The organism is Methylobacterium sp. D48H (assembly GCF_053345715.1).
The window spans coordinates 1-306 of record NZ_JBKFAP010000152.1 but is presented as its reverse complement, the minus strand read 5'-3'; the positions used below and the strand labels follow the sequence as shown (position 1 = coordinate 306).

Below are 306 nucleotides of genomic sequence, written 5' to 3'. Positions count from 1 at the left end.
AGGCGGCCATCGGCCGGGAGCAGCTGAAGCGGCTGCCCGACCTGATCGCCCGGCGCCGCGCCCTCGCCGACGGCTACCGCGCGCGGCTCGCCGATCTCCCCGGGGTGACGCCGCCGCCCGGGCCGATGGGGCTGCGCAGCAACTGGCAGAGCTACTGCGTCCGCCTCCCGGACGACGCGGACCAGCAGGCGGTCATGCAGGCGATGCCCGACCGGGGCATCGCCACCCGCCGGGGCATCATGTGCGCGCATCTGGAGCCGCCCTACGCGGAGGCGCCGCGGCGGTTCGCGCTGCCCGAATCCGAGC

General features: G+C 76.8%; 1 protein-coding gene. It reads left to right on the top strand.

Translation table 11 applies throughout. The features are described from left to right. The coding region (locus tag ACLBX8_RS31905) for a DegT/DnrJ/EryC1/StrS family aminotransferase (protein WP_447716437.1) at positions 1-306 on the top strand (306 nt) is incomplete at both ends.